This is a genomic window from Salipaludibacillus sp. CUR1 (genome assembly GCF_021028955.1).
Lineage (GTDB): Bacteria > Bacillota > Bacilli > Bacillales > Salisediminibacteriaceae > Salipaludibacillus.
Genome location: NZ_JAIWPE010000011.1, coordinates 11,784 through 34,668, shown reverse-complemented (window position 1 = coordinate 34,668; position 22,885 = coordinate 11,784). Strand labels below are relative to the sequence as shown.

The window sequence follows — 22,885 nt, the reverse complement described above, 5'->3', positions numbered from 1 at the left end:
TATTCCTTTTTAAAAAAAGTAATAAAAATTAAATAAATAAATATGATCACTGTTAGTAAAGTAAAAATATCAGTAAGAATCCCTAAATGTTGAAAATAGTCAGGAAGTATTAATGGGATTAATAGCAAAATTAATATTCCTGTAACATTTACTTTATATTCTTTTCCAGCATCCTTATACAATTCTAATACCTCAATTCTGATTAACAAATAAGAAATACTACTTTATTACAATATTAAGTTACTATTATTTCAAACTCTTATACACATTAAAAATATTCTCAGCATTCATAAGAGCTGTAAAATTTTTATTAGCATTTATTTTAGCTTGTTTTGCAATTACTTTCATCTCCGCTTTATTATTAATGGCGTAAATTATATTATCAGCTAAAGATTTATAATTTCCTTGTTCATAGATTAAACCATATTTGTCATTAATTAATTCTATAGTTCCGCCAGTATTTGCCCCTAAGACTAGAGCGCCTCCCATCATAGCCTCAATTGTTACTCTTCCAAAAGCTTCGGCTTTAGAACTTATAATTGCAATATCAGTTTGAGACCAGATATTTTCCATGTCTCCCCTATAACCTAAAAAGTGGACATGATTATCAAGATTCTGTCCAAAGACTAACTCCTCAATTTGGGAAATAAAGTTAAAATCCCCTTCATTACCAACTATTAGTAATTTAATGTTTGTAACTCCCATATCAATAACTTTTTGAATTGCATAGATAACTTCTTTGTGACCTTTTTCTTTTACAATTCTACCTGCTATTGTTACAGTTATGGTATCCTTATTAAAGATATCATTTTCAATATTAGAAAATTTATTATGATCTATGCCATTATATATAGTAATTAATTTTGCCTTATTAATTATTTTAGAGTATTTTTTTTCTACACTTTTTGATATAGCAATAATTACATTCGCTTTATTTAATTTTTTAATTGCTGAATTTCTATTTCTAAATTTTTTGTTCAAGTCCTCTTCCAAAAATTCTCTTATATGCCACACAATAGGCACATTATTTTTTTGGGCTGCATTAAGTCCCCAAGCGGCAGTAACTGCATTTATGTGCATTACTTTAATTTTCTTTTTTTTAATTAAAAGATAAATTCGTAACTCCTGCCAGTAATTTATTAAACTTTTAATTAACCACTTAATATTTTCTTTTTTTGAGATTTGATCAATTGAAACTATCCAATTATATAACCTTATTTTTTTGTATGGAATTTTATTTTCCATTAGTTCTTTTTCGAGTTTTCCACTTGTAGGAATAATTACATAAGGCTCAACACCTTTTGTTTTTAATATTTTGATTAAATTAATTAAAGAATGATTAGCACCAGACGTTCCAGAATACGAAGCAATAAATAGGACTTTCATAAAACACAATCCTCTCAAAAATTAACCATAGTAATATTCCTCTATCTATACCTTCAGAAAATATGCTTTTTTATAAGTGTGTATTAAATTTGACAATTGTTTTATTTCAGTTTGTTTCTTTCATTAATTAATTTATTGAAAATATCTATTAATCTTTCAGATACTGCCTTTTCACTAAACAATTCCTCAGCTCTTTTGGCTATTTGTTTCTCATTGTAATTTTTCCCTTTTTCGTACATATTAATTAATACTTTAGCCAACTCCTCAACATTATCTGCTTCGAATAATACCCCCGTTAATTCATCAATATAAATATCTATTGGCCCTCCTTTAACGCCTATTACTGGTCTCCCACAAGCCATAGCTTCAATGAATGGCACTCCAAAAGTTTCCAAAACACTAGCCGAAACAAAGGCATCACTTTTTTTAAGCATATCCGCAGTTTTTTCTCGTGGAAGGAACCCATGCAGTGTAATTTTATCACCCATACCTTGACTGTGAATTTGTTTTTTTAAATTACTAAACACCGGGCCATTACCAATGATATTTAAATGTACATCTGTATTCTCAGCAAATGCTTTTGAAAATGCATTTATTAATAATCCGAATCTTTTACTTTCCACTAATCGACCAACAGTAACAAAGTCATACTTTTTTTTCCTAATCTTTCGTTCTGAATATTTAAAAATTGGTTTCACCATATTTGGAATTACTTCTATATTTTTATTAGTACCAGTTAACTCTACTACGCTTTGTTTCAGTTTTTCCCCAACACAGTTAAAACTATCTGATTCCTTTTCAATTTTTTTTAGTAAACTTACACTATGAGGCTCCAATTTTTTCAACTGTACTTTACTCCAATGTTCGGTAACAACTATCGGTATTTGAAGGTTTTTAAGTAAGTTCCAAATTTGCTCGTTTAAATTCAACAATGGGAAGTGCACATGAATAACTGCTGGTTTACCTTCTTTTTCTAAAATATTGTTTAATAGTTTTTGAAAATGTTTCGTTTTGAGGTGATCAAATAGTTGCTTTGGAATACCACCTATTGGTAAATGGTAACCATAAACAGAAGGTTTACTCGAATGTAAGTTTACATAATTAAATATGCGTAAAGACTTAACCGATCGAGTATCACAAAAAGCATAAACAGATTTAAAATTATATTTATTTAATGCTGCTGCCTGCTCAAATTCAAATATCCCCATCATTCCTGTTTTTTCATCAGGCAAAGCTCTTCCTATTACTAACGCATACATTAGTAGTTCACCAACTTACATTTTATTCTTATAATAGTTAAACAAATACTCTACCACTAACGGTATAGAGTAATTTGGTTTCCATTCAAAATCGTTATAAAATAAATCACTATTAATTAAATTATTGAAGCTATCATTTCCCTCATATACTTCGATATTCACGTCAGCTATAGAATATTTTTTAGCAGTTTCCCTTACTGTTTCTGCTATTTCAAAAACAGAATAATAATGAATATTCCCTAAATTATACACTGTATTCCATTCACAAGAATCTTTTTTTACCATTGACATTAATGCTGAAGCTGCATCCTTAACATCTAGATAAGAAACTTTCTGCCCTCTTCCATTAACTGTTATTTTTTCACCATCTAATGCGTTTTTTACAAATTTATTAGTCATGCGGGCTTCTAAATCAGGGCCAGTTAAACTTGCAATTCTTATATTGGAATAATTAATTTCAGAATCACATAATGATGCTACTATTTTTTCAGATGCATACTTTGCCATTCCATATAAAGATTCAGGAGCAACCTCAGCAAATTCATCTGGTGATGACTTCGCCTTTTGACTGTATACACTTTGAGAAGATATATTAATAACACTATCTATATTTATGTCAATTGCATCTCTTATAAGTTTTTCAGTAAAATCTAACCCCTCTGCTAATTTCCTAGGATTTGAAGCACGTGGAAATGCACAATTAATCAGAACATCTATATTAGTCATTCGATTAATCTCTTTTTTCCAATCACTTACATTTAGCACAGTTAAATTAGAATGGTCTGTAAAATAACTCTGTAACTTCTTTACTTCAGAAGTCAAAGCTATAGTATTATAATTATTACTTTCTAATAATTGTTTAACTAACGCTTTCCCTAAAAAACCGTTTGCTCCGCTTACTAATACTGTCTTTTTACTCAAATCAATACGTCCTCCCCAAGTTCCTGTGTGTCGAACCCTTCCAATAACATACTCTCTCCATCTACTGAAGTAACCTTCAAGGTGTTATAAATGGAGTTCAGTAAATGCTCTAATTCTTTTTTATTATTAGCAGTAGCAAAGACTCTTAACATAATTTGTTTTAATGTCCCTTTGGAAGATTCTAGTAACTCTTCTCCTTCTGTATGGGCTAGTACTACGTCTAAAACTTCAGGGATCCTTTTCACTTCTTCTAAACCTTGGATTTTGTCTATTTTTCCAGGCTTAATGAGGAAAGAAACATTACAAGCATATTTATTCCAATAAGGATCAGCTTTTTTATGTAAAAATGGTTCGGTTTTTTTTCCACTTAGAGCAAATTTAATCATCATTTCAAGTGGGTTATAATGACAAATTTCATCCAATAATTTATATTCAAGGGTTCCTGTTAATCTATAACCAATGTCATAAATAATACATTCACCATCTTCCACCAAGCATTGTATGAACACCATGCCATTCTTCAATCCTAATGATTTAAACATTTCTTTCACTTTTGAATCGGTTGTATTAATATACTTTTTTAAATGTATTGAAGGGAAAGTATAGGCAACAGGTAGAGCAATAACATTATCTTGACTGTGTTTTATATGACGATTTCCCATACCAGAAAGATAAATTTCACCATCTTGTAATGTATAGAAAATTGTTACTTCTTCTCCATTAATATATCGTTCTATTAATATTTCCTTACGCTCTGAAAAATCTAGTGCTTTTTTGTATCCAGCAATTAGCTCTGCTTCATTATTACAGATCGATATTCCTCTTGCACCACTATTATCAGAAGGCTTAACTAATACAGGGTACTTAATATGATTTAAAATTGCGGAGTCAATGTCTCCCTCTATGTGATATTCATTCACAATAGGAACACCAAATTCTTCACATAATTTTTTATAGTCTTTTTTATTTGTCAATATTTCAAATTGCTTTTTTGTACCATAGCACGGCAATCCAGCTTGCTCGCACATATTTGCATAGTGTGGTAATACAGAATCAGTATATCCAGTAATTACACCATCTACTTTTTCTTTTTTTATAAGATCAACCATAGCTGCAATATCTGCTGTGCTTGTCATAAAAGACTTATCTGCAATTTTTTTTGCTGGAGATTTTTCTTTAGGGTACCAATCAGTCACCATTGTATAAACCCCCATCTCTTGTGCCTTTCTTACAATTTCACATGATATTCTTGAACCACCAAGAACCAATAACCTCTTTTGAGTTTCAGTCATAATAATCTCCGTCCCTATTCTTTACTTTAAAAAAAATTTTATAATAAAGTTTATTTACGCTCTATATGATGGAAAAAAGTCCTTATCGGGATTAATTCCTCTACTCTCGCACAGCTTGTTATAAACTTTATCGTTCCATATTCTTTTCCCAACATAAAAATCAAACTCAGTTTTTTTTCCGAATTTCTTTTTAAACTGATATAAAGAGTCATCTGGTTTATTACTTGTGCCTCCTCCATAATGGATTATTTTTATACCATTCGCTTCAGCCCATTGAACTGTTGCATATTTAATCACGTAAGCAGGCGAAAGATACAAATACTCATTCAATGTACCAGATAAATGAGCATGAATAATTTCACCATAAACAAAGTAAAGCCCTGATGCTATAACTTTATTGTCATAAATAACTTCAACTAATATAATATTCTCCTTGAAATTATCTAAACAATTATAAAAGTATTCTTTACTAAAATAATAATATTCGCTAGCGTTATTTCTTTTCATAGTGGAATAATATATATCCATAAAATTATCTAGATTATTTGGCTTTTTAGTTACTTTGTAACTCACACCAATATTTATAGCCTTACGTATTATCTTTCTAGCACTTTTGGAAAATTCCCTTGAAAGAGTAGAATCCTGATTGCTTATACTTGTGCCTACAGTTTTTCTTATATGTTCTAACGTATACACTGAATTAAATTCCTTTGCATTATTAAATAATGGATGGAAACGAATAAATTCACTCACTATATTATTTTTAGCACAATACTCTTTAAACTTAATATTAAATTCTTTCAGCAAATTATTTTTGTTGCCATTCTTGTACTCTTGTATAATAGGACCACCATAACCATAAGGGGTAGTTAAATCATAAAATGTCTGGTTGTTAATATTAAAAGGTATTTCTCGTTTAATAAACATATGATATACAGAACCATATTGACAATTTAGTTTGAATTCTTCACAACTACCTTTTTCAATTTCTTCATACAAAAAACCATATTTTGTATCAAAATATATATCCTTCATAATTTATCTGTAAAACCTCCTAACGTGGTAATTATTCTTTTAATATCGTTTAATCCATACCTGTGATCACAAACCAATGATAGTTCTGTGTTATAAAGTATTTTTGTCTCTTTATTAAAATAATTATTATCCACAGGGTTTGGCCAATGAATAGGACAAAATATATTATTAGTAATAAAATAATTCTTCAAGGCTCCTCTGAGTTCAGGTTTTACTATTATTGGGACAAAAAGAGGACAATCCGTATCACTATTAAATTTACTAAAAAGAAGCTTAATATAATTTGTTTTTTTAAAGTTTTGATAAATAAATATCGTGTTCTTCACTCTTTTTTTCTTAATATCCTCTATATTAATTTTTTTTAAAATCTCTTTAGAAACTAAGTCAATTTCAATATTTTTATAATTATTATTTAAAGCAAAATTAAAATCAGAATATAATTTTAAAAAATCAGATTTTGCGGTTTTATTAGTTTTATGGATAGTATATTGATTGTAAATAAAATTCGCTTTTTTACTCATTGCTAATACTTTTTTTTCAACAAGTTCATCTGGTGGAGGTAGTAACTTATTGTTTGTAAACTCTCCAGCTCCTTTAATAGCTACACCTCCACTTGGTATAGAGAACCATTTTCTTAAACTAGCAATAAAATAGTTAGCATACCGGCAGCAGTTCTGCTCACATAGAAACCTATGAGTAATATCTTCAATTACAATTACATCCCTACCTCTAAATTTTTTAATAATTCTATCCATATTAGAAACGTCGAAACCAAAATAACTATTTGCAAAAAATATATCCACTTCTTTTTCATAATCAATAGAATAATTTAAACCATCACCATCATAAAATACCTCGTAGAATTCAATTCTTATATTTCTATCTACAAATGGTTGGAGCATAGATTTACAGCAATAGGAGGGCATGTAAACTGTTTTTATTGTTTTGATTATGTCTTCTAATACATAATCAATTGCTGAACGACCCGAAAATAGAAGTTTTCTATCTCCTCCGAAATTAATTAAATCATCGAAGTCCTTACTTTTATCCAAATTATTATTATCTTCTAGCCAAAACTCACTCCCTATTTCTATCATAAATTTTCACTTTTATTTTTTTGGCTTATTCGATATTTGTGAAAATCTTCTATCGTACCTGTACCCCTGGTAACAATATCACTTCTTCTGAAGACAACTAATATTGTATTTAATATTATTTTAAGATCTAATACTAATGAAAGTTTATTTACGTATTCACGATCTAAAGCAAACCTTTGTTCCCAGGTAGCTTTGTTCCTACCGTTGACTTGTGCTAAACCTGTTAAGCCAGGACTGACTAAATGTCTTTGTTTTTCTACAGTAGTATAATAAGGTAAATATTTCACAGACAAAGGTCTAGGTCCTACAAATGACATGTCTCCTTTTAAAATATTGAATAGCTCAGGCAATTCATCAAGGCTAGTTTTCCTAAGAGTTTTTCCTAACTTTGTTAACCTTACTTTATCTGCTAATAACTCTCCCTTTTCGTCTCTATCGTCAGTCATTGTCCTAAATTTATACATTGTAAATATTTTTTCGTCTAATCCTGGTCTTTTTTGTTTAAACAGAATCGGGCTGCCCAATTTAATTCTTACTAGTAAGGCCACCATTATTAAAATTGGACTTAGTAATATAATTGAAATTAGTGAAAGAACAAAATCAATAGGTCTTTTTAAAAATTTTTTATATAAGTTTCTCTTTAGTTTCATATTGCATCACAGTCCTTTTATTATTTCCACTATTTTATTTAAATCATATTTTGTCATTTTAGTATCGCTCGGTAGGCAGATGCCTTGTTCAAAAAGCTTTTCACAAACACCTTTACCAATAAAATCACACTTAAAAAAGTAAGGCTGAATATGCATTGGTTTCCAAACCGGACGCGCTTCAATATTTTCCCTTTCCAAAACTTCCATTACTTCAATTGGCTTTACTGGTCCATCCAATATCATAGAAGTTAACCAAAAGTTTGGTTCATTCCAATTATTATTTGGCATGAATGAAACACCTTCAAGGTTACTTAGCTCTTTTTTGTAGAACTCAAAAATCTCTCTCTTTTTAGCCACTCGCTGATCTAGAACTTTCAGCTGACCTCTGCCAATCCCCGCGGTAACGTTACTCATTCGATAATTAAAACCTAACTCGCTATGTTCATAATGTCGTGCCTGGTCCCTCGACTGAGTCGCCCAGAAACGTGCTTTTTGAATTCTTTCTTCATTATTAGAAACTAGCATTCCACCACCAGAAGTCGTAATGATCTTATTTCCGTTAAATGAATAAATTCCATAATCACCAAATGTTCCAGTATGCTTACCTTTATAGTAAGTACCTAGAGATTCAGCTGCATCTTCAATCACAGATACCTTATACTTTCGGCATAAATCCATTATAGGATCCATATCAGCGGAGAGTCCGTATAGATGCACAACTATGACAGCTTTTACCTCAGGGTACTTTTCAAAAGCTTCTTCCAATGCTTGTGAGGACATATTCCACGTCTCTTCATCACTGTCAATAAATACAGGAGTAGCATTTTGATAGATAACCGGATTAACAGTTGCAGAGAACGTTAAAGATGGACAAAATACAATATCTCCTTCTCCTACTCCAGCAGCTTTTAACGCCAAATGAATGGCTGCTGTACCTGAACTTAATGCAGCTGCATGGCCTATCCCTACTTTTTCTGCTAGCTCTTCTTCAAATTTATTAACATTTTCCCCAAGTGGTGCAATCCAGTTGGTATCAAACGCTTCTTGCACATATTTCATTTCATACCCTTCGTCACTCATATGTGGTGAAGAAAGAAAAATTCTATCTCCCATTATGTATGTACTCCCTTTCTTATTAAAACTCTCGGTTGTCCTTTTTTAGTTACTTAGTACTTACCTGACCTTTTAGATCACACTAACTACTAATTAACTAATTTAAGAAGCTACTGAGCCAGTCAACATAGCCAGCTCAGCAGCTCCTTATTTTCTGTTTATTTGACTGCCGTCAACTCATTCAACGACTCTACTCTAAAATGAGCGATGTCCAATACTCTCTCCCTGACATCATCCGCTCTCATGTAGTGGAACTTCTCTACCAATTCATAAATCACATTCACATTCACAGGCGGGGTCTTGCCTCTGTAAATCTTTGGATAGATCTGTTCTTTATGCACTTCATTGTCCCCGAGCAGTTCTTCAAACAGTTTTTCTCCCGGACGGATGCCTGCGAATTTTATTCCTATTTCTTCCTCTGTAAATCCACTCAGCCTGATTAAGTTTTTAGCAAGATCTACAATCTTAACGGGTTCCCCCATATCAAGTACGAATGTTTCCCCGCCTTTAGCGATAGCTCCAGCCTGAAGGACAAGCCTGGATGCTTCAGGAATCGTCATGAAATATCGTGTCATATCAGGGTGCGTCACTGTCACCGGCCCGCCGGCTTCAATCTGCTTTTTGAATAACGGAATGACGCTGCCTCGGCTTCCAAGCACATTCCCAAAACGGACGGCAACAAACTTCGTGTTGCTGATCATATCCATGTGCTGGACAATCATTTCAGCGATCCGTTTAGACGCCCCCATGACGCTCGTCGGGTTAACTGCTTTGTCTGTGGAAATCATCACAAAGGAATACACCCCGGACTGGTCAGCTGCTTCAGCGACGTTTTTAGTCCCTATCACATTATTTTTAATCGCTTCATGTGGATTTCTTTCCATTAAAGGGACATGTTTATGAGCCGCAGCGTGATAAATAACATGCGGCTGGTGTTTTCCTACTGCTCCCATAATTCGCTCCCGATCCTGAACATCGGCAATTTCCGTCTCTAATTCTATGTGCGGATATTTAGGGCGTAATTCCATTTCAATATCGTAAATGCTGTTTTCGCCATGGCCTAGCAATACAAGTTTCTTCGGGTTGAATTTAATGATTTGCCGACATACTTCAGAGCCGATCGATCCGCCTGCTCCCGTAACCATAATCGTTTCGCCGGTGAGTTTATTGCCGATCTTTTCGGTGTCTAACTTTACCGGTTCACGTCCTAGCAGGTCTTCCACCTGCACATCACGGATTTCGTTAACGGAAACTTTCCCTGACATTATGTCTTCCACTGACGGCATAATTTGCGTCTTCACTTTTGTTTCCGCACAGCGCGAGAAGATATCATTTAATTGATGCTTTGATAAAGAAGGAATGGCAATAATGATATGCTCAATATTCTTTTGCTCAACGACTGACTGGAGCCATTCCAATCTGCCGAGAACCGGAATATCCATAATTTCGAGTCCTTGCTTTGTCGAATCATCATCAATGAATGCCACCGGGTGCAATTCCGACTTTTCACTGTTCATGAGCTGCCTGGCAACCAGTGTCCCGCCGTTGCCTGCTCCGACAATCAGCGTTCGCTTTTTGTCTTTATCGACTTTGAATTTAGTATCCCGGTAAAGCCGCCATGAAAAACGGGAGGCACCGATAAGTAAAATATGCAGCATCCAAGTCACGAGAAGGGTGCGAGTATACAGCGTCTGGAAACCGATAAGCTGAATAACCGCCAGCACCGCGATGGACAGCGTGACAGCTGTGAAGATTGCGGCGAGTTCTTTAATGCTGGCATACGACCAGGCGCGTTTATAAAGCTTAAAAATATGAGCAAAAATATGGTGGCTGAAAAACAATGCAATTGAACTGACCAGGATTGCAGTCGGAACAATTTGTGACGTAGGGATTAACAGCCAGTAACTAAAATAAATCGATAAAAGCACAATCAATGAATCTACTAAAATTAATAAACTTAATCGCAGTTTATAACTCAATGACTTTCCCACCTCTTTCGGCGTTGTAATTAGTGTTTTTTAAAGACTGCTAAACGATCAGTGCCAGGGATATATCTGAAAATGATTGTTTAACATTCTTTTGTAAGGGGTATCAATGTATGCGGATACCTATGTATTTATTTGTTTAAATAAAAAACAGGCATTAAACCTGACCTCACACTTCACCATTGGCGACAGTATCGCGCCTAAGGTTGTTCTATTTATTGAACGACACCCACAGCAAAGCCGAGTTCCTCCGTTGATAAGGGTATTGGAGAAATGACCCAATATATAGTATTTCAATACTCTCACGTTATATTTTTCCAATCACAAACAAAAAATAAAAAAATACTTTTCTCTGAATAGAGAGCATAAGTATTTTTCCATGCCTCCAGACCACGTACCTGTAAAGCTGACGTGACTGTAAGAGACAGAAATATAATTAGTGCATTTTTTACGGCGATTAAGGGAAAGAAAACTCTATTGATATTTAATTCACGGGGCATTTTCTCCTATAGCATTCAACAGCCTATAGAGGAAAGTATTTCCTGTTTTTGCTTTTTACAGTTTACCATATTCATCAGACGAAATGTAGGCCATTTTTACATTTTTTTATAAATGCAAACAATTAAATTAAACAAAATGTCGGATTTAACCGATCGTATTTACAAAATAACCAGACTAAAAGACTCACTAATACCTGTTATTTCCCTTAGTGTTAAAACTGCAATTAGTTTTCTTAAGGATCATTAAGCCTTTAGTCTCTCATTCAATATGGGATTTGGTTCAAAACAGTCCGAGGAATTTCTTTTTCTTTACTCGCTCCGGCGGTTCTATCATCACATGTTGATTTTCAATCAAAAGATGGGCATTTTCTTTAAATAAATAGACAAGATCATTGCCAAATTCTTTTTCAATGACGTTGTAGGCGTCCGTCATATGAAACGTCCGATTTGTCGTGTTGTGAGCATCACTGGCAATGAAGTGAGTCAGATTGGCTTCTACAAGATCTAAAGAAAGTGAGGCGATTTTTTTCCCGAATTTCCCAGCCACGCTCGCTGCAGTTACCTGGGTTAAAGCCCCGTTTTTAACAAAGTCATGGAGCATATCAGGTTTCTTCATAAACACCTGGTTCCGTTCCGGGTGGACAATGACCGGCACTTTCCCTGCCAGCTGAAGATCATATAACAGTTTCCTGCTGAACCTCGGCAGCTGGGCTGACGGAAATTCCACAAAGACATACGTCGAATGGTTGAGGGACAATATCTCTCCCTTATCAATATCCTCAATAAGTTCCCCGTAAAGACGGCATTCCTGACCGGGCAGAATAGACAGATCTAAGCCTTTTTGTTTAAGGAGGCGGTTCGCTGTTTCAGTTGCTTTTTCAATCATGCCTTTCGTATTTTCATAGCTTCCGTTCATATGGTGGGGAGTGGCTACAATAGTGGTGATCCCATCTTCCATGGCGGCATGCGCCATAGCGAGTAAATCCTCTTCTGTTTGTGCCCCGTCATCCAAGCCGGGAAGAATGTGGCAGTGAAGGTCAATCATTTATGACACCCTTTCAAGAAAAAAGAGGGTGAATTAACCCTCTCCGTAGTAGTAATAGTATTGTGAGTTCTCAAGTTCACGGTCGTTTAAGACAGCACCGATAATATGAGCATTGACTTTCTTCAGCTGGTCGACAGCCTTTTTGGCATCTTCTTCTTCCGTCTGTCCGCTTCGAAGGACCAGGATTGTCCCATCCACAAGCCTTGAAAGCAGCTGCGGATCCGTCACCGCATTAACCGGCGGCGCATCAAAAAGTACATAGTCATATTTTTGGGCAACGTCTGTTACGAAAGCTTGCATAGCCCGTGAACCAAGCAGTTCACTAGGGTTCGGGGGCACCGGCCCGGACGGGAGAATATCGAGCCTTGGAATCGATGACTCAAGAATAGTATTCTCTAATTTTGTCTGTTGGGTCAGGACTGTCGTCAGGCCTGTATGGTTCGGCACCTGAAAAGTGAAGTGAACGGTAGGCTTCCTCATGTCCGAGTCAACAAACAGCACACGGTTATGCTGCTGAGCTAGAACCACACCTAAGTTGGCAATTGTCGTGGACTTCCCTTCTGCCGGCGAGGACGAAGTAACCATAATGGTTTTAATCTGGCGGTCAATGCTTGCGAACTGGATGTTCGTTCTGAGAGTCCGGAATTGCTCTGAAATTGGCGATTTCTTATCAAATTCGGCTATAAGTGCCCGCTGTTTATCTGATAACTCTTTATTTTGTTTCTTACGCGCCATATGTTTCACGCCCTTCTCGGGTTTTTCTGACAGATGTTAAATCTTCCACAGACACTTTGTCGGTATTAATGGTAGAGATCGAAGCGAGTACTGGAATGCCGAGTTTTTCTTCCACGTCGTCTTCTGTTTTTATCGTGTTATCCAGGAATTCAAGCAGGAATGCAAGTCCAACGGCTGCCATTAGTCCAACTATAAAGGCGATCGCCATATTCAGTGTCGGGTTAGGGCTTACCGGACTTGGGTCATCTGCTAATTCCGCGGTTGACAGGATCGACACGTTATCTACATTCATAATGTCAACAATATCTCTCTGAAAAACGAGAGCGAGTGTGTTAGCAATTTCGACCGCCATCGCCGGATTGTCATCTTCTACCGTAATCGATACGACCTGAGAGTCTCCTTCTGCACTGACACTGATTTGATCGCGAAGGGCTCCTTTTGAGCGTTCCAGATTCAATTCTTCAAGTGTTGGTTCTATAATTCTAGGAGAAGTAATAATAACATTGTATGTGTTGATTAAATCAAGGTTCGTCCTCAGTTCACTTGACGTATATTGCTGGCCTTCTTCCGCTGACTGGTTAACCAGCAGTTGAGTGGATGCGTCATACGATGGTGTAAGCAAAAAATATGAAATAATGGCGCTTAAGGCTACAGCCGCTGCTGTGATCACAAGAATTAAGCGGAGCCGTTTTTTTAATGTGTCGAAAATTTCCTTTAAACTAATCGTTTCTTCCATGGTACCCTCCTGAAAATATGTAAAATCGTCCAAAAAAACCCGTACTGAACTCTTATATATGCTATAGGAAAATTGACATAAAGTAAATCGTTTTGTGGCAAATTTTATCAATTTTTTCAGAATGTGATTGCTATGAGGGTGGCATGGGATTATACTATTTTTATAAATACTAGTTTGATATAAAAGGGGAAACGAGATGAAAAAAGCACTTATAATTTTAGGGTCTATTATGCTGGTGTTTCTGTTGGCAGTGGGTGGCTATGCTTTTTATTTGTATCAGTCTGTTCAGTCGACGATCGATTCACAGATGCATACGGCTCTTGACAGAGATAAAACGGATAAACGCGATATGGAAGTTAATATGGATGACCGGGAGCCGCTGTCATTCCTCCTCTTAGGAGTAGACGCGGAAGATTCCGTGTCCGGACGGACAGATACGATTATGGTGGTAACAGTCAATCCGGATGACGAATCCATGCGGATGGTGAGCATTCCGCGAGACACAAGAATGGAAATTGCCGGACGGGGTACACAGGATAAAGTCAACCACGCTTATGCTTTCGGCGGCGCCGATATGGCAATTGCCACGGTTGAAAATTACCTCGATATTCCGATTGATTACTTTTTAACTGTCAATATGGATGGTTTTAAGGAAATGGTCGATTCAGTCGGCGGAGTAACAGTATATAATGATTTTTCATTCGAGCAGAGCGGTTATGAGTTTGATGAAGGTGAACTGTTCCTTGACGGTGATAGGGCACTTGCTTACGCTCGGATGAGACAGGAAGATTCACGCGGCGACCTTGGACGGAACGACCGCCAGCGCCAGATCGTCAACGGTATGATTAAAGAAGGCGCCCAGTTAAGTTCCGTTACACGGGCGGAATCGATTCTGGACGCTTTAGGAAATAACATGATTACAAACTTAACGTTTGATAAAATGATCAAGCTTCAGCAGAACTACCGTGGCGCCCGCCACAACCAGGAGACAATGGAAATTGAAGGTTCCGGCGAGCGCATCGACGGCATCTGGTACTTGCAGGTTCCTGATAACGAGCGCGAGCGCATCAGCAGTGAACTTAGAGCGCACCTCGGACTTGAAGACGGGTCTGTTGCGGTGAATGGTGACGAGAGTGATGCGGATGAAGATTAATTGAGAATGATAAAGGCTGGAAGCGTGCGGTTGCGGGCTTCCTGCCTTTTTTTGTGGGTTGGGCAGTGGGGCGGGGATTGGTGCAGTTTGGTTCTGGATTGTTGCACTTTTGGTGGGGATTGGTGCACATTGGCTGAGGATTGTTACAGTTTGGGCCAGGATTGTGGCACATCGCCTGAGGATTGTAACTCCCCCCATTTGGAGCTGCTTACACTAGGATGAAGGAGGTTTCTTTACTTCGGAAATAACTAATTAGCTCTTTTCGGTTAAGGTCCGCACGTTATTTGATGCAGTTTGGTCTTCTGTCAATAAAGTGGACAAATTTACTCCGCGTTTTGGCACACTTTTTAATTAGAGATTCCTTATCCGGATCTCTAAAAATAGCTTCATTTCCGTTAATAATCCAAGTTTGATTTTAAATTTAAGCGAGGGCCTTTGCCACTTTTTTGGCGTCATCCTGTTGCGCCTTTTTATACGCCAGTTCTACCTCTATAGGACTGGCGTAATCAAGAGAAGAGTGCATCCGATTCTGGTTATAAAAGCGGATGTAAAAGGCGATAGCTGCGTAGGCTTCTGCCTTTGTGGCAAAGACACATTTGTATATATACTCTTTCTTGAGAGAAGCGAAAAAGCTCTCCACACAGGCATTATCGTACGGATTTCCTTTCCGGCTCATACTGATGACAGCCCCTGACTTGTTGAGAGCTTCTATATAGGCATTTGAGGTGTATTGGACACCCCGGTCTTAATGATGGATAAACCCCTTCTCAGGGCTACGGCGGATGAGAGCCTCCTCTAAGGCATTGAACGATAAAGTGGCTGCCATCGTGTCGGCTATGCGATAGCTGATAACGCGACGGGAAAACAGGTCCATAACCGGATTTAAATACACAAAACCTTCACCTGTGTGAATGTAGGTAATATCCGTCGCCCATACTTTATTCGGAGCGTCTGGATAAAACTCACGATCCAGGTGATTTTCATATATCCGGGAGGCATGATCTGAATCTGTCGTTGTCACAAATTTCTTCGGAGGCACGGCATATAGTTCCAACTCGGCCATACGCTGAGTGACCTTCCTTTCAGATACATTAAACCCTTCTGTTCCGCGTATTATCCGCCAGATTCTCGGGCTTCCGTAAAACCCGTGATTCTTATGGTAATAATGAATGATCAACTCATCCAACTTACGGTTAAATGCCTCTCTTTCCGTTTCTTCTCTGCCCAGGCGCTTTATGTACGCGTAGTAGCCTGATCGTGAGACACCCAGTACGCTGCACATCTTCTCAAACGGGTGCCGGTCGCGGTGTTCCTGAATGAACGCAAACCTTACTGTTTTTCCTGCGTGAAGATGTGCATGGCCTTTTTTATAATCTCATTTTCCTCCTGAAGCTCCAGTTTCTCCTGTCTTTCTTTTTCATAAAGCTCCTTATACTCTGAAGCTGTTAGAAGCCTGTTTTGAGCTTCTTTTTCTTCTTTCTTCTGGTCATCACGATATCTTTTAACCCACTTCTGAAGAGTGGAATAAGGAATGCCGAGATCCCTGGAGACATCCACCAGTCTGTGACCATCTAAAACAATCCGCTTAGCTACATACTCCCTAAACTGAGGGTCATGATTTTTTCCTTCTTTACCCATAGTGTCCACGTCCTTTTATCCTTTGTCTTTGATTGAAACATGCGCCAATGTGACGTGTCCACTTTTTATACTACCTTCAAGTTCACGGAGTATTTGATGCACTCCGCACATTATTTGAGGCACTCGCTCGGATTTTTGATGCACTCGGCCCTCTCGATTTAAGAAGAGCCCCCGGTGCCCCAACCCACAACAAAAAAAACTGCCATTACCCCAGGGGATAATGACAGCTTCTATCTTATTAATGAACAGGTTCTGACTGCTCCTCTTCCTCTTCCTGTTCCTCATCTTCTTTGTCTTCGGAATCAGGTGCTGAGGCGTAGTCGCTTTCTGTTTCTTCAATGATTTCGAGATGTTGTTGGAGTCGCTTGGACGTTTCAGCTACCGACTGTTCATCAGGCTGATAATAGTAGATGCCGTTGTCAGTTATAGCTGTTCCGTCATAACTTAACGATTCAATGTTATCGAGTTCGCTCGCGTAAGAATGCATTGAAACGATATTGTTGAAAGTGGCATTTGTGTTCAGGTTTCTCTCCACTGTGTCCATCAGTGAATTAAAATTTGTAATGGAGCTGAAGGTTGCCATTTCGTTGATGATTGAGGCAATGACTTCTTTCTGGCGTTCGCCGCGTCCGATATCGCCTTGCGGATCGTGTTTCCTCATACGGACATAGGCCAATGCTTTTTCTCCGTTAACGATTTGCTCGCCTTCCTGAATGGTAATGGTTCCGTAGGTGGCGTTATCTGTTTCGGTAAATGTCATTGGTGAATCAATTTTAATACCGTTCAGTTCATCTACAATTTCCATAAACGCGTCGAAGTTTAACGATACAAAATAGTCGACGGGGATATCGAGAAACTGCTCGACTGTATCCAGTGTCATATCCATCCCCCCAAAAGCATGGGCGTGGTTAATTTTATCCTGCTCGTATCTTCCTGCAATATCAACCCGCGTATCACGAGGAATATTCAGCATTTTTACCGTACCTTCATCTGGATTAAACGTGACAAGAACCATGGCGTCTGTCCTGCCGCTTAAATCACCGTCTCGCGTATCAAGCCCTAAAAACAGAACGGATACCGGGTCGATGTCCGGATTGACGACTTCTTCCCTGTATTCCGAACGGTCGCCTCTTTCCAGATCCTGCTGGGCGCTTGACGTCACACCCATTATCTGGTTAATCATGTAACCGACAACACTACCAGCGACAATTAAGACGCCGAGAAACGTAAAGAGGGCAATTTTAAGAAAGGAACGGGGCTTTTTTGATTTTTTCTGTTTTGAATCTACACGTGACAGTGCCATGAGCGACACTCCTTTTTTTATATTATGGCTGTTAACTTTCAGGAAAGAGGGCGACATGCTGAGAACCATCGACTTTAAGCGAGACCTCGCAAGGCATAGCTTTATGAAGGCTTGCGGTCCCGTCAAACTAGAGGAGCAGGTGGAAAACGTTATCTTCTATAACAAAGTCTTAAATTAAAAGTAAGTCTATTTAACTATTAACACATTCATCCAGTATAAAACCTCAATATCCTATTTTACTGTACAACTCTTGACGGGTAAAGGGAGATATTCAGATTTTTTCCACTTTTATGTTTAAACTTAGTACATTTAAAAGAAATTTCCTTAATTTTGTCGAATTAATCTCTCTGATTTATATTGCTTACATAAAAATTTGGTTGTATTGTTAAATGTAGAGTGAAAGGAGTGGAGAATTATGCCGACAGTCAGAAAGGCTATTATTCCTGCTGCCGGGCTTGGGACGAGATTTTTGCCGGCCACGAAAGCCCAGCCGAAGGAAATGCTGCCGATCGTTGATAAGCCCACAATACAGTATATTGTGGAAGAAGCAGTTCAATCCGGAATTGAAGATATTATTATTATAAGCGGCCGCGGCAAGCGGGCGATTGAAGATCATTTCGATAAATCGTATGAACTGGAAGAAACATTGCTGAGAAAAGAAAAGATGGCTCTTCTTGAAGAAGTCCAGGGCATTTCCAACATGGCGAACATTCATTACATCAGGCAGAAGGAGCCTAAAGGGCTGGGGCATGCAATCTGCTGCGCCAAGCACTTTATCGGCGATGAGCCGTTTGCCGTCCTGTTAGGCGATGATATTGTCCAGTCTGACGGAAAACCGTGTTTAAAACAGCTCATTGAGGTGTTTGACCGGTATAATTCATCGGTTGTCGGTGTCCAGCCCGTCCCGGAAGACGATGTGTCCAAGTACGGGATTGTCTCGCCGAAGTCGTCTGAAATCGAGCCGGGGGTCATCCACGTCGCTGATTTAGTGGAAAAGCCGGCTAAGGAAGAGGCGCCTTCGAATCATGCGATTATGGGGCGCTACGTGCTCCGTCCGGAGATCTTTGATATTCTAGATAATCTCCCGCCCGGCGCAGGGAATGAAATTCAACTGACAGACGCGATCAAGAAGCTGAACGAAAGCCAGGTCGTGCTCGCGTATGAATTTGCTGGGAAGCGCTACGATGTCGGTGATAAACTTGGCTTCGTGAAAGCGACTGTTGATTTCGCCCTTCAGCGGGACGATTTAAAACACGATATGCTCGACTATTTAGAGGGTATTGCAAAGACTCATTTACAAAACAAGTATTAATATAGAAGCTTTTAGTTATTTTAGTTAAGCAGAAGCATTTTTAGGAGGATCAAGATGAAAAAGATTGCTGTGGTTGGAACTGGTTATGTTGGCTTAGTCACAGGGGTGGCCCTTTCGGAAGTTGGCCACGAGGTCACATGTATCGATATTGATGAAGCGAAAGTGGCGCGCATGCAGCGCGGCGAATCCCCGATTTATGAGCCGGGTCTTGATGACGTCATGAAAAGGAATATTGATGCCGGCCGTCTCCATTTTACGACGAACCATAACGAGGGATTCACCGGTAAAGAGGTGATTTATATCGCTGTCGGTACGCCTGAGCGTGAAGACGGCACAGCCGATCTGCAGTACGTCGATCAGGTCTCTGTCGATATCGCTTCCCACGTGAAGCAGGACGTCGTTGTTGTCACAAAGAGCACGGTGCCTGTTGGGACGAATGATTATATCCTGCGTACGATTAAGGAACATATAACTAACGGTGTAGCCGTGTCGATCGTTTCAAACCCTGAATTTTTGCGTGAAGGAAATGCGGTTTACGACGCATTTAACGGCGACCGCATTGTTGTCGGCGCAGATGACAAGTGGGCCGGCGATATGATCGAAGAGATTAATAAGCCATTTAATATCCCTGTCTACCGTACTGACGTACGCAGCGCGGAAATGATCAAGTACGCGTCAAACGCGTTTCTCGCGACAAAAATCAGTTTCATTAATGAAATCGCGAATATTTGTGAAAAACTGGGCGCTAACATTGAAGATGTCTCTGCCGGCATGGGCATGGACGGCCGGATCGGCCACCAGTTCCTGCGCGCAGGTATTGGCTACGGGGGCTCCTGCTTCCCTAAAGATACGAAGGCGCTGACGCAGATCGCTTCTTATGTGGACCACAACTTTGAACTGCTTAATTCAGTCATCAGGGTCAACAACTTCCAACACCACGTCCTGCCTGAAAAAGCGAAGAAAGTGATGGATACACTGAAAGGAAAACGTGTCGCCCTGCTTGGACTGGCGTTTAAGCCGAACACGGATGACATGCGCGAATCGCCTGCGATTACGATGAGCGAGGAACTGTTGCTTGCCGGCGCTGAAGTCGTTGGGTACGATCCGATCGCCATGGACAATGCCCGGCGGGTAATGCCGGAGGGTGTCAGCTACGTGGGATCTGCAGAAGAAGCCCTTACTGGGGCAGATGCTGCTTTCCTTGTTACAGATTGGGATGAATTTAAAGCACTTGATCTGAGTGTGTTCAGGGAAAAAATGGCTCAGCCGATAGTATTTGACGGTCGAAACTGCTTTGGCCTCGATCAGGCAGCCGAAGCCGGCCTCGACTATTACTCCATCGGGCGCGCGCCGGTGGTTAAAGGTAAAGTTGAAGTAGGGATGTAAAATTGTTTGATGTAAGCCAGCTCCGGAAGATGACGAGAGATCGTTATTTCGGGGCTGGTTTTTTTAGTGGGGATTTGGGAGGGACGGTGGGTGGAGTGGGGCAGCACTGGGGATTGGCGGGCTGGGTAGTTTGTGTACGACGGTCTGGTGGCCTGCAGCACCCAAAAACTACACTTCCCTCCCCTTCCCAAAAAAGAAATGGCTGCCTGGCCGGCACGGAACCGGGTCAGACAGCCATTTTCTTATCTGTAGTAATTATTTATGCCTTTCACAATTTCATTTACCAGTTGGTCCTGCTGGTTCAGCAGTTTTTCAAGGTCTGCTGTATTAGTCATAAATCCTGGTTCAATCAGAACAGCAGGCATCGTCGGACCGGTCAGGACTTGAAGGTTTCTTCTCACCACTCCCCGGTCTCTCATGTTCATGCCTCCGGCGATGCTCGCCTGAATTTCCTGGGCCAGACGCCTGCTCTGGGCCGGCGCTCTCGTTTCACTATAGAGAACTTCTGAGCCGTTGACTGCCGGGCTTGGGAAGGAATTGGCATGGACGCTGATAAACAGGTCTGCCCCTGACTGGTTGGCCTGGCTCACCCTGTTTCCAATCGTAACAAAGCTGTCATTCGTCCGGCTCATAACGACCCTTGCACCTTCACGTTCCAACGCTGCCTTCAGCTTTTGACTTATGGACAGCGCGATATGGCTTTCATAAACGTTGCCCACGACTGCCCCCGGATCTCTGCCTCCGTGGCCTGGATCAATAAAGATGGTTTTTCCATTGAGGCTTCCTGAACCTCCGCCTGAACTTCCGGAACTCTGTGAAGCTAAACGGACATACGATCCATGAATGTAACCCCAGCTGTTGCCTGATTTAATTTTATAGAAGTCGCCTGATTGTTCATGAAGTTGCACTTCGGTGCCCCGGCTCAAACGGCTGATAATCCTGGAGCCTGTTGATGCCGACTCGCGGACATTTAAGCTGGTCGCTGTAATTTGCCCTGTGCCGAGACTCGCGTTGGAATTCGAGCTGCTGCCTGACGACGAATCTGATGACGACGACGTACCGCTCGTGTTCACGAAGGAACTATGTATGTACCCCCAACCGCTTCCAACTTTAATTTTATAAAACTCTCCTGATTTTCCAAAAAGGTCGATTTTCGTGCCTCGACTTAAACGTGTGATTGTTTGCGAGCTGGTAGATGCAGATGCTCTGACGTTCAGGCTGCTCGCGGTGATTTCACCTGAACCTGTGGCTGAACTGGAATTTTGGCTGCTGCCTGCTGAGCCAGTTCCGGATGATTGGCCTGAAGCTTTTACATAAGAGCTGTGAATGTAGCCCCAGCTGCTCCCGGCTTTAATTTTGTACCAGTCGCCTGATTTTTCGTGAAGATCCACTTTTGCTCCCCGGCGCAGACTGCTAATGATGCTTGAGCTTGTCGTCGCGGAGGCGCGGACATTTAAGTTGCTTGCTGTTACTTCTCCTGTACCAATGGGTGAATTTGAGGTTTGGCTGCTGCCTGATGAATCTCTGTTGGACGATAGTCCAGCTGTGCGGACATGGGAACTGTGAATGTAGCCCCAACTGTTGCCTGCTTTGATCTTATACCAGTCACCTGATTGTTCAAAGAGGTCCACTTTCGCTCCTCGGCTTAACCTGCTCATGACTCGTGAGTTTGTTGAGGCAGAAGCTCGGACATTCAGGCTGCTCGCTGTCACTTCGCCTGAACCGATCGCTTGCGAGGAACTGTTCCCTGCTGCAGATGAGCTGGTTACTTTAACGTGTGAACTGTGAATATAGCCCCATCGATTGTTGTAGCGGACTTTATACCAGGAGCCTGTTTTTTCATGAAGCTCGACTGAAGCTCCTCTTGAATAACCGCCGATAATGCCGGAATTTGTTGTCGGCTGGGATCGGATATTCAGTGAAGTGGCGGTAATCTCGCCTTTTTCTACAGATTGTGCGTGTACGTGCTGTGGATGTTGCAGATCCAATTCTGTGAAAAAACTGAATGCCAGAATGAATGCTAGAAACACTAGTACCGTCTTTTTCACCAAAGTCCCTCCTATTAATTTTTATCCAAAACTTAAAAAATACTTCCAGATCACGTCCAGCAAGTATCCGACGCCAAATAAAAAAACGCCCAGACAGGCAATACTTACGGGTGACCCCCAACCTAAATCTTTCATAATATGTTCCTCCATTGGCAAAGATTACTTTTAGATTAATATAGTTATTTTCCTATGTATATAGTCAATTTTTCATTTTTGTATATTTTTGGCGAATTTATTGCTATTCTAGTTGTTTGTGTAACCTTACTTTAATTTAGACGTCAAATATAGTGT

General features: G+C 39.5%; 21 protein-coding genes. 3 read left to right on the top strand and 18 right to left on the bottom strand.

Annotated features, from left to right (window positions below; all coding sequences use genetic code 11):
- The 13 genes from K8O68_RS01985 to K8O68_RS01925 form a co-directional block, all read right to left on the bottom strand.
- The coding region (locus K8O68_RS01985) for a hypothetical protein (protein WP_230895265.1) at positions 1–182 on the bottom strand (182 nt) is incomplete at its 3' end.
- Positions 183–246: 64 nt separating this feature from the next.
- The gene (locus K8O68_RS01980; RefSeq protein WP_230895264.1) at positions 247–1,386 is read right to left on the bottom strand and encodes a glycosyltransferase family 4 protein; all 1,140 of its coding nucleotides are present in this window, start codon (positions 1,384–1,386) and stop codon (positions 247–249) included.
- Positions 1,387–1,487: 101 nt separating this feature from the next.
- Complete coding sequence (locus K8O68_RS01975; protein WP_230895263.1) at positions 1,488–2,645, bottom strand: glycosyltransferase; 1,158 nt, start codon at positions 2,643–2,645, stop codon at positions 1,488–1,490.
- Positions 2,646–2,660: 15 nt separating this feature from the next.
- Complete coding sequence (locus K8O68_RS01970; protein WP_230895262.1) at positions 2,661–3,566, bottom strand: NAD-dependent epimerase/dehydratase family protein; 906 nt, start codon at positions 3,564–3,566, stop codon at positions 2,661–2,663.
- Positions 3,563–4,858 carry an ATP-binding protein gene (locus K8O68_RS01965; RefSeq protein WP_230895261.1) on the bottom strand — a complete coding sequence of 432 codons (1,296 nt, stop codon included), beginning with the start codon at positions 4,856–4,858 and terminating at the stop codon, positions 3,563–3,565. Before K8O68_RS01965 ends, K8O68_RS01970 begins: the two co-directional genes overlap by 4 nt.
- 54 nt (positions 4,859–4,912) lie before the next feature.
- The gene (locus K8O68_RS01960) at positions 4,913–5,893 is read right to left on the bottom strand and encodes a peptidoglycan bridge formation glycyltransferase FemA/FemB family protein (RefSeq protein WP_230895260.1); all 981 of its coding nucleotides are present in this window, start codon (positions 5,891–5,893) and stop codon (positions 4,913–4,915) included.
- Positions 5,890–6,990 (bottom strand): aspartate aminotransferase family protein, encoded by a 1,101-nt coding sequence (locus tag K8O68_RS01955; RefSeq protein WP_230895259.1) that lies wholly within the window; start codon positions 6,988–6,990, stop codon positions 5,890–5,892. The genes K8O68_RS01960 and K8O68_RS01955 overlap by 4 nt, the downstream gene beginning before the upstream one ends.
- Positions 6,987–7,640: a sugar transferase gene (locus K8O68_RS01950; protein WP_230895258.1), complete on the bottom strand. Its 654-nt coding sequence runs from the start codon at positions 7,638–7,640 to the stop codon at positions 6,987–6,989. Before K8O68_RS01950 ends, K8O68_RS01955 begins: the two co-directional genes overlap by 4 nt.
- Positions 7,641–7,646: 6 nt before the next feature.
- Positions 7,647–8,753, bottom strand: a complete 1,107-nt coding sequence (locus tag K8O68_RS01945) for a DegT/DnrJ/EryC1/StrS family aminotransferase (protein WP_230895257.1) — start codon at positions 8,751–8,753, stop codon at positions 7,647–7,649.
- Between the two features lie 158 nt (positions 8,754–8,911).
- A complete protein-coding gene (locus tag K8O68_RS01940; RefSeq protein ID WP_230895256.1) occupies positions 8,912–10,732 on the bottom strand; it encodes a polysaccharide biosynthesis protein in 1,821 nt (606 codons plus the stop codon).
- A 786-nt stretch (positions 10,733–11,518) separates the two neighbouring features.
- Positions 11,519–12,283 (bottom strand): tyrosine-protein phosphatase, encoded by a 765-nt coding sequence (locus K8O68_RS01935; protein WP_230895255.1) that lies wholly within the window; start codon positions 12,281–12,283, stop codon positions 11,519–11,521.
- Positions 12,284–12,316: 33 nt separating this feature from the next.
- Complete coding sequence (locus K8O68_RS01930; protein WP_230895254.1) at positions 12,317–13,018, bottom strand: CpsD/CapB family tyrosine-protein kinase; 702 nt, start codon at positions 13,016–13,018, stop codon at positions 12,317–12,319.
- Positions 13,008–13,754 (bottom strand): YveK family protein, encoded by a 747-nt coding sequence (locus K8O68_RS01925; RefSeq protein ID WP_230895253.1) that lies wholly within the window; start codon positions 13,752–13,754, stop codon positions 13,008–13,010. Before K8O68_RS01925 ends, K8O68_RS01930 begins: the two co-directional genes overlap by 11 nt.
- 196 nt (positions 13,755–13,950) lie before the next feature.
- On the opposite strand from K8O68_RS01925, the gene K8O68_RS01920 reads away from it, so the two are divergent.
- Positions 13,951–14,907, top strand: coding sequence for an LCP family glycopolymer transferase (locus K8O68_RS01920; RefSeq protein WP_230895252.1), 957 nt, complete (start codon positions 13,951–13,953; stop codon positions 14,905–14,907).
- Between the two features lie 421 nt (positions 14,908–15,328).
- Here the strand turns inward: K8O68_RS01920 and K8O68_RS01915 are convergent, their stop codons facing one another.
- From K8O68_RS01915 to K8O68_RS01900, 4 genes are all read right to left on the bottom strand, one after another.
- On the bottom strand, positions 15,329–15,583 hold the full coding sequence (locus tag K8O68_RS01915) for an integrase core domain-containing protein (RefSeq protein ID WP_230895251.1): 255 nt from the start codon (positions 15,581–15,583) through the stop codon (positions 15,329–15,331).
- Between the two features lie 69 nt (positions 15,584–15,652).
- Positions 15,653–16,225: an IS3 family transposase gene (locus K8O68_RS01910; protein WP_230895266.1), complete on the bottom strand. Its 573-nt coding sequence runs from the start codon at positions 16,223–16,225 to the stop codon at positions 15,653–15,655.
- 11 nt (positions 16,226–16,236) lie between these two features.
- Positions 16,237–16,545: a transposase gene (locus K8O68_RS01905; RefSeq protein ID WP_230895250.1), complete on the bottom strand. Its 309-nt coding sequence runs from the start codon at positions 16,543–16,545 to the stop codon at positions 16,237–16,239.
- A 238-nt stretch (positions 16,546–16,783) separates the two neighbouring features.
- Positions 16,784–17,848 carry an LCP family glycopolymer transferase gene (locus K8O68_RS01900; RefSeq protein ID WP_230895249.1) on the bottom strand — a complete coding sequence of 355 codons (1,065 nt, stop codon included), beginning with the start codon at positions 17,846–17,848 and terminating at the stop codon, positions 16,784–16,786.
- A gap of 415 nt (positions 17,849–18,263) precedes the next feature.
- Here K8O68_RS01900 and galU point away from each other — a divergent pair, with 415 nt between their 5' ends.
- Complete coding sequence (galU, locus tag K8O68_RS01895; protein ID WP_230895248.1) at positions 18,264–19,160, top strand: UTP--glucose-1-phosphate uridylyltransferase GalU; 897 nt, start codon at positions 18,264–18,266, stop codon at positions 19,158–19,160.
- A gap of 54 nt (positions 19,161–19,214) precedes the next feature.
- Positions 19,215–20,546 carry a UDP-glucose dehydrogenase family protein gene (locus K8O68_RS01890; RefSeq protein ID WP_230895247.1) on the top strand — a complete coding sequence of 444 codons (1,332 nt, stop codon included), beginning with the start codon at positions 19,215–19,217 and terminating at the stop codon, positions 20,544–20,546.
- 242 nt (positions 20,547–20,788) lie between these two features.
- Here K8O68_RS01890 and K8O68_RS01885 read toward each other — a convergent pair whose 3' ends face one another.
- Positions 20,789–22,594, bottom strand: coding sequence for an N-acetylmuramoyl-L-alanine amidase family protein (locus K8O68_RS01885; RefSeq protein ID WP_230895246.1), 1,806 nt, complete (start codon positions 22,592–22,594; stop codon positions 20,789–20,791).
- Between the last annotated feature and the right edge of the window lie 291 nt (positions 22,595–22,885).